Raw genomic sequence first — 6942 nt, 5'->3', positions numbered from 1 at the left:
TCCAAAGCACACACATGCAAATCGGATCGTTCACCACCGCATCGTTGTTCGTAGGTTTCGACCTGGGCCGCCTGTCCACACGGTCCTGGCTGGCCGACGGCGAGCTCCAGATCGTCGCGGCCAATGTCTTCGACGTCCAGCCGCCGCGCGTGACCGGCGGCGTGGTCGGCTATGACCCGTACAACAATCCGCCCAATCCCCGCACGGTCGGTCTGGTGCTGACCAAGCGCTTCGGCGGGTAGGAGGAGGTTGCGGACGCGCCCGGAGCATCGGCCCCGGAAGCGTCCGCGTCTTGGCCGGCGTCAGTGCGGCCGGTCGGTCCCCACCACCGTCACGCGCTCGACCACGCGCTCCTGCGGCCAGTAGTCCAGCACCGCGTAGTGTTGCGTCGCCGCGTTGTCCCAGAACACCACCGCGTTCTCGCTCCAGCGGAAGCGGACCTGATACTCCGGCTGCTTCACCCGATCGACGAGGTAGGTCAGCAACTGGCGGGCCTCGTCCTCCGGCAGGCCGAGAATCCGGGTCGTGAACACGCGGTTGACGAACAGGTGCTTGGCGCCGGTCGCCGGGTGGACGCGCACCACCGGATGCACCTGGGGCGGATAGTCCCGGCGAAGCTGCTCGCGCTTCTCCTCGCTAACCCGGTAGCCGAAGCTCTGCAGGATGTCGTGCTCGGCCTCCAGTCCGGCGATGCGGTCCTTCACGTCCTGCGGCAGGTCGGCGTAGAGCGCCGCCGTGTCGGCGAACAGGGTGTCGCCTCCCGCCGGCGGCAGCTTGCGCGCCCGCAGCACGCCGGCGAACGACGGCTTCTCGCGGAAGGTCACGTCGGTGTGCCATTTGTCCGCCGAGCGGGCGAGCGGCAGGATCTCCTCGGTCACCTTCAGGCCGTCGGCCGCCTCGATGTGCAGAATCTCGGGATGGCCGGGTACGGTCGCCGTCACCGGGTGACCCTCCAGTTCGCCGAAATAGCGGCCGAAGCGGATGTGGTCCTCGTGGCTGATGTCCTGATCGCGGAAGAACAGCACCTTATGGCGAAAGAGCCCGGCGCGGAGCGCTTCCACCGTTTCGGGGGACAGCGGCCGGCGCAGATCGACGCCGGACACCTCGGCGCCCAGCACGGTTCCGGCCGGCGTGAAGGTCGGCCCGGCCAGATCGAGGCTCTTGGGATCGACAATGGCGTTCATGATCGTGTCTCCTGTTTCGAACTCGGGGTCAGGCCGCCGCCGCCGGGGCCTGGGGCGCGGGAGTGATCAGGCGGCTCTTGCGGCCGTCGATGGAGACCGGCGCGTCGCCCGCCAGGGTCACACGCCGCATGATCCGGCGCTGGTCGCCGTAGTCGTCGACCGCGTAGTGCTGGGTGGCGCGGTTGTCCCAGATGGCCACGTCGCCCTCGCGCCAGCGCCAGCGGACGGTGTTCTCCAGCCGCACGACATGCTCCTGCAGGCTGTCGAACAGGCGGCGGGAATCGGCGGTCGAGAACCCCTTCAAAGCCTTGACGAAATGGCCCAGCACCAGGGTGCGTTCGCCGGTGACGGGGTGGACGCGGACCACCGGATGCTCGGTTTCGTAGACGGTGGAGGCGAAGACGTTGCGATGGCGCTCGACATCCTCGCGCCGGGCGTCCGGCTTGGCCGCCGCATAGTCGTAGGCGTTGGTGTGGACGGCCCACAGCCGGTCGGCCAGGTCGCGCAGCGGCTCGGGCAGGCGGGCGTAGGCCTCGGCGGTGTTGGCCCACACCGTATCGCCGCCCGAGGCGGGCGAGGTCACCGCCCGCAGGATCGAGGCCTTGGGATAGGCGGGCAGGAAGGTCACGTCGGTGTGCCAGGAGTTGGCCCGGCCGCCGTGCTCGGAGTTTAGCTCCAACAGGTAGCGGGTGCCGTCGCGGACGGGCACGGTGGGGTGGGCTTGGGGCTGGCCGAGACGTTCGGCGAAGGCCTCTTGGCCGGCGTCGTCCAGGTGGGTCTGGTCGCGGAAGAACAGCACCTTGTGCCGGTGCAGGGCGGTCTCGATGGCCTGGACGGCGGCGTCGGACAGGTCGGCCGACAGCGAGACGCCGGCGACCTCGGCGCCGATGCGGCCCGCCACCGGGCGGATGTCGAGAAGGGTGGAAAGGGGGGCGTGTCCGTCGGCGCTCATGGCTAGGCTCCTGTCTGCTGGGCGTGGGCGGGGGTCATTCGGCGGGCGCGGGCGCCGCTCCGGCGGCGTCGCGGGCGTCGAGGGCTTGGCGGATGGCGCCGTGGCGGCGCTCGTCCAGGCCGAAGCCGGCGAGCAGGGCCGCCGAGGCGGCGTGGGCCAGGGCGGGGCCGAGGGCGAAGACCAGCTTCAGCCCGAGCAGGGCCTCGGCGGTGTTGGCGGCGCCGGGCCGGAAGCCGAGCGCGCCGACCAGGGGCAGGGCGACGCCGACGGCCGTGGCGGTGGCCGCCTTGCTGGTCAGGCTGAAGATCGAGAACAGCAGGCCGGTGCGGTCCTCGCCGGTCTCCAGCCGCTGCTTGTCGGCGACGTCGGAGACGATGGCCCTCAGCATCAGGTTGCCCGAGCCCTGGGCTAGGCCCTGGGCCACGGTCAGGACCAGCAGCAGCGGCAGGGCCTTCGGCACCACCGCCAGCAGGCCGAGATTGATCGCCACCTGGACCAGCTCGCCGATGATCGCCGTGCGGTGCTTGCCCAGCCGATAGCCGACGCGCAGCCAGATCGGGCCTGCGAAGACGCCGAAGATGAACTGCAGCAGGAAAAGCCCGGCGGCCAGGTCCGGCCGGCCGACATAGGCCGACACGAAGAACACGAACAGCGAACTGCGGGTCAGCTGTCCCAGGGTCACCGCGAAGTCCGAGGCCAGCACCCGGGCCAGCAGCGGGTCGCGGAACACCGAGGCGAAGGCGGCGAGCGGCGAACCCGGCCGCGATGCGACGGGCGGGGCCGGCGGCTCCTTGACCAGCAGCAGCGAACCCAGCACCGTCGGCAGGAAGGTCGCCAGGATGAAGCCGCCCATCGCAGCCACCTTCAGGCTGGCCGCCGGCGGCTGGCCGGCCTGGGCGCCGAGACGGTCGAGCAAGGCCGGCAGGACCAGCACGAGCAGCAGGCCCAGCGCCATCGAGACATGGAAGAAGGTCTGGATCCGGCTGCGCTCGTGATAGCGGCCCGACAGTTCGCCGGCCCAGGCCGAAACCGGGATCTGGATCACCGTCCAGGCCAGGTAGAACGCCGCCAGCCACGCCGCCAGCCAGGCTGGGCCGGGGCGGGCGACGCCGAACAGGCTGGGAATGAAGATCGCCAGGGTCGCCAGGACGAACAGCGGCGCGCCGGCCGCGATCCAGGGCTTGCGCCGGCCGAACCGCGTCCGGGTCCGATCCGACAGGGCGCCGACCAGCGGGTCGGTGACCGCGCCCCAGATCTGGGTCAGCATGAAGATCGCGCCGACCGCGCCCAGGCCCAGGCCGAGGTCCTGAGCGTAATAGGGCGGCAGATAGACCGCCAGCGGCAGGCCTGCGCCGGCCAATGGAACGGCCAGGGCCGCGAACACCGACAGCCTTAGGGCTTCGCCTGGTTTCGGCCGGTCGGCGCGCGGGGGGGCGGGGCGGGTCATGGCGAGCCTCCGAAGGGGATCAGAACGGTTTGGCCGTGAGGGTGACGCCGAAGGTCCGCGGATCGCCGAGGATGGCGATGTAGGGCGTCGCCGAACTGGCGGTCCCGTAGGCGGCGGCGTACTGCTGATCGAACAGGTTCCGGGCCCACAGCGTCGCCGACCAGCGGTCGTCGTCGGCGCGCACGCCCAGGCCGATGTTGGTCAGGCCGTAGGCGTCCTGGCGGCCGTACTGCGAAAGGGCGCTGAGATAGGTGTCGCTGCGCCAGGTCTGGTTGCCGTAGGCGAAGGCGGTCAGGCCGCGCCCGATCGGCTGTTCCCAGCGGGCGCTGACCTGGCCGGTGAACTTGGGGGCGAACGGAACCTGGGTCCCGGACAGGTCCACCGACGAAGGCGCGCCGGGATAGGTGTACTCCGCCGGCGGCGGGGCGTTGCGATAGGACAGGTACTTGGCTTCGCCGTAGGCGGCGCTGGCCGACACGGTCAGGCGCTCGGTGACCTGGACCTGGCCCTCGAGTTCGATCCCGCGCAGGCGAACCTCGCCGACATTGGCCAGGTAGGAGCGCGCCGTCGGGCTGGTCGGATCGCTGAGGGTGGCCTGATAGCCGTCGATGTCGTTCCAGTAGAGGTCGCCGTTGAACTGGGCCCGGCCGTTCCAGAACACGCCCTTGAGGCCGATCTCGTAGTCGGTCGACTTCTCCGGCTCGATGATGATGGTGTCGCCCGGCTTGGCGCCCAGGTTGGCCGCCCCCGACTTCTCGCCGTAGCTGATGCTGGCGTAGGCCATCAGGTTCTCGCTGAACCGGTAGGACGGGTTGATCAGCCAGGAGATCGAGCCGCGCTCCTTGTCGCCGCTGACCAGGAACGGCGCGCCGACCACGGCGGCGCGATAGACGGCGAACGGCGCCAGCGGCCCGACCAGCGGCGCACCGCCGAAGGAATAGGCATGGTTCGACGCCTTGCGCCGCTCGTCGGTGTAGCGCAGGCCCACGGTGAGCGACGCCTTGTCGGTGAAGCGCCAGGTCCCTTGGCCGAACACCGCCGCGCTCCACACCTCGGCGCGGCCGAACTGGTCGGCCTCGACGCCGTTCAGCACGGCCGACGGCAGGGCCGGGCTGAGGAAAAAGGCCGTGGCGTCCGAGAACAGCAGCGTGCGGTAGTTGCTGGAGACCTCCTGCTTCAGCAGGTAGAGGCCGGTCTGGTAGTCGAAGCGGCCGCCGGTCGGCGAGGCCAGACGGAACTCTTGAGAATACTGGTCGACGTCGACGTCGTAGCCCCCTCGGAACAGGGGATAGGGCGTGCCGTCGGAGTCGTTGTAGGGGCGGAAGTAGAGCCGTCGCCAGGCCGTCACCGAGGTCAGGGTGAAATCGTCGATCTTCAGGTCGGCCTGGTTGGAGAGCCCCGTGGTGCGCGACTTCAGGCGCTCCTGGGTGTCCATGTCGGCGTTGTGGCGGACGTCGTAGCTGGGCGTGTAGCCGAACGCCGTCTGCAGCTTGCGGGCCCAGCCGTTGCGGGGCGCGCCGTTGACATAGGTCAGCGGGTCGCCCGCCGCCGGATAGAAGTTGTTGTACTCGTGGGTGTCGTAATATTCGGCGATCAGCCGGTCGGTGAAGTCGCCGCGCTGGAACAGCAGCTGGCCGCGCACGGCCCAGCGCCGATTGTCGAGATACTTCTCGCCGTCGTGGCGGTTGGTGATCCAGCCGCCGCCGGTGTCGCCATAGAGGGTCAGCCGTCCGGCCAGGCTGTCGCCGACCAGCGGACCTGAGACGTTGGCGCGCAGCTGGTAGCGGTCGTGATTGGCCAAGGTGGCGGAAAGCGTGGCCTCGGGCGTGAACGACGGGCGCTTGGTGGTGACCACCAGGGCGCCCAGGGTGGTGTTCTTGCCCAGCAAGGTGCCCTGGGGCCCGCGCACCAGCTCGACGTGGTCGAGGTCGACGAAGTCCAGCCAGCTGAACCCGGGGTGGGTGAAGAACACGTTGTCGACGATCAGGCCGACGCCGGCTTCCGATCCGTCGCTGTTGGCGTTGCCGCCGACGCCGCGGATGGTCAGGGTCGAGACGCGGGTGTTCTGCTGCAAGGCGTTGAAGTTGGCGATCTTGGCCGAGTAGTCGGCGACGCGGTCCAGTCGCTCGACGCTGAGGGTGCGCCCGGACACCGCCGAGACGCTGATCGGCACGTCCTGCAGTTTTTCTTCGCGCTTGCGCGCGACCACCACCACTTCGTCGAGGGCCGCCGCCGCGACTGCGGCGTCCGTGGCCGGGGCCGTCGGGCCTTCGGCGGCCATGGCCGGGACGGCGGCCCAGCCCAGGGCGGCCGCCCCGGCTCCGGCCAGAACGCGTTGACGTAGACGACGCGACAAGAACTGACTGCTCATTGCTCCCCCGCCCGGCGTCCGCCGGGACCTCGCAAGCCCAAGGCTTAAAAACTATCGAGACGGTAGGAATTGGCGTCGGGCGCGGCAAAGCAGATCAATTGAGGCGGCGAAGGCCTTTTCTAACATCGACCCGATTTGGGTCGGCTCTGGATCGGCTCTGGCGCGGCTGTTGCAGACGGCGGCGACTGAAGCGCCTGGCTGCCGAAGTGCAGGATGGCGGTATTACTGAACCTTGCCGGCCGAGACGCCGAGGCGGTCTTGGTGCTGCTCGACCGCCGCCTCTATGCGGGCCGCGATGTCTTCCAGCGCTCCTACCGACCAACCGCTGCTCTGCACCCGCACCCCGCCGTAGTCGTCGACCATCAGCAGCCCCTGGTCGGCCATGGCCGCCATCTTGCGCCGCACGGTCTCGCGCGGAAGGCCGGTGCGTTCGGCGACGGCGCGGCGGCTGAGGGGCGAACGCACCGCGTCCGACACCACCTCGGCGCCGTTCCAGACCTTGGCGCGGTCCGGGTCCAGCACGAACGAGCCCATCGACTGCTGGGTCACGCACAGCAGGATCCAGATGGATTCGATGTCGAGGCTGAGGGCCGCCGAATAGATACGCAGCAGCTCCAGCGTCAGCTCCGCGCCGGCGTGCAGGCGCGGCCGAAGACGAGGCGGCAGCCCGACCGCGCCGTCGGCGGCCTCTGGGGCGGGGGCGGGACGCGGGTTGGACATGAACTTCGCCGGGCCGGGCGCAAACGCGATCTTGCGCCATTCAGACAGGCGCACGGGCGGCTATCAATCCAGATTGGTTTTATGGGGATTTAGAAAACCTCCCGCCCGCCGGCCTCCGTGGCCTGCGCCAAGAGGGCGGCGGACCCTCGCATTTCGCGCGCCGGCCGCGGCGGGCGATCAACGAACTGTCTCAAAACGCTGTCACAAGCGTGGCTTTCGAAGCTCCGCTGCAAATGGGGGTGTTCTGATGAACCGGTTGAAGGTCGCG

The 6942-nt window shown here is 69.7% G+C and carries 6 protein-coding genes; 1 reads left to right on the top strand and 5 read right to left on the bottom strand.

Annotated elements, in window-relative coordinates; genetic code table 11:
* Positions 1 to 242 (top strand): TonB-dependent receptor (locus tag C5708_RS19080; RefSeq protein ID WP_242923576.1); only part of this gene is annotated, 242 nt, incomplete at its 5' end.
* A 60-nt stretch (positions 243 to 302) separates the two neighbouring features.
* On the opposite strand, the gene C5708_RS19075 is transcribed toward C5708_RS19080, so the two are convergent.
* From C5708_RS19075 to C5708_RS19055, 5 genes are all read right to left on the bottom strand, one after another.
* Positions 303 to 1184, bottom strand: a complete 882-nt coding sequence (locus C5708_RS19075) for a TauD/TfdA family dioxygenase (protein WP_242923574.1) — start codon at positions 1182 to 1184, stop codon at positions 303 to 305.
* 28 nt (positions 1185 to 1212) lie between these two features.
* A complete protein-coding gene (locus C5708_RS19070) occupies positions 1213 to 2136 on the bottom strand; it encodes a TauD/TfdA family dioxygenase (protein ID WP_242923573.1) in 924 nt (307 codons plus the stop codon).
* A gap of 34 nt (positions 2137 to 2170) precedes the next feature.
* Positions 2171 to 3583, bottom strand: a complete 1413-nt coding sequence (locus C5708_RS19065; RefSeq protein WP_242923571.1) for an MFS transporter — start codon at positions 3581 to 3583, stop codon at positions 2171 to 2173.
* A gap of 19 nt (positions 3584 to 3602) precedes the next feature.
* Positions 3603 to 5954: a TonB-dependent receptor gene (locus tag C5708_RS19060; protein ID WP_242923569.1), complete on the bottom strand. Its 2352-nt coding sequence runs from the start codon at positions 5952 to 5954 to the stop codon at positions 3603 to 3605.
* Between the two features lie 222 nt (positions 5955 to 6176).
* Complete coding sequence (locus tag C5708_RS19055; RefSeq protein WP_242923567.1) at positions 6177 to 6674, bottom strand: hypothetical protein; 498 nt, start codon at positions 6672 to 6674, stop codon at positions 6177 to 6179.
* Positions 6675 to 6942 lie beyond the last annotated feature (268 nt).

Source organism: Caulobacter sp. CCUG 60055 (genome assembly GCF_022750545.1).
Classification (GTDB): Bacteria; Pseudomonadota; Alphaproteobacteria; order Caulobacterales; family Caulobacteraceae; genus PUIC01.
This window is presented reverse-complemented; position numbering and strand designations above follow the sequence as displayed.

What these genes read in the sequence shown, in the direction of transcription:
- C5708_RS19075 (WP_242923574.1), bottom strand. Translation starts at nt 1,184, where the DNA reads ATGAACGCCATTGTCGATCCCAAGAGCCTCGATCTGGCCGGGCCGACC.
- C5708_RS19070 (WP_242923573.1), bottom strand. Translation starts at nt 2,136, where the DNA reads ATGAGCGCCGACGGACACGCCCCCCTTTCCACCCTTCTCGACATCCGC.
- C5708_RS19065 (WP_242923571.1), bottom strand. Translation starts at nt 3,583, where the DNA reads ATGACCCGCCCCGCCCCCCCGCGCGCCGACCGGCCGAAACCAGGCGAA.
- C5708_RS19060 (WP_242923569.1), bottom strand. Translation starts at nt 5,954, where the DNA reads ATGAGCAGTCAGTTCTTGTCGCGTCGTCTACGTCAACGCGTTCTGGCC.
- C5708_RS19055 (WP_242923567.1), bottom strand. Translation starts at nt 6,674, where the DNA reads ATGTCCAACCCGCGTCCCGCCCCCGCCCCAGAGGCCGCCGACGGCGCG.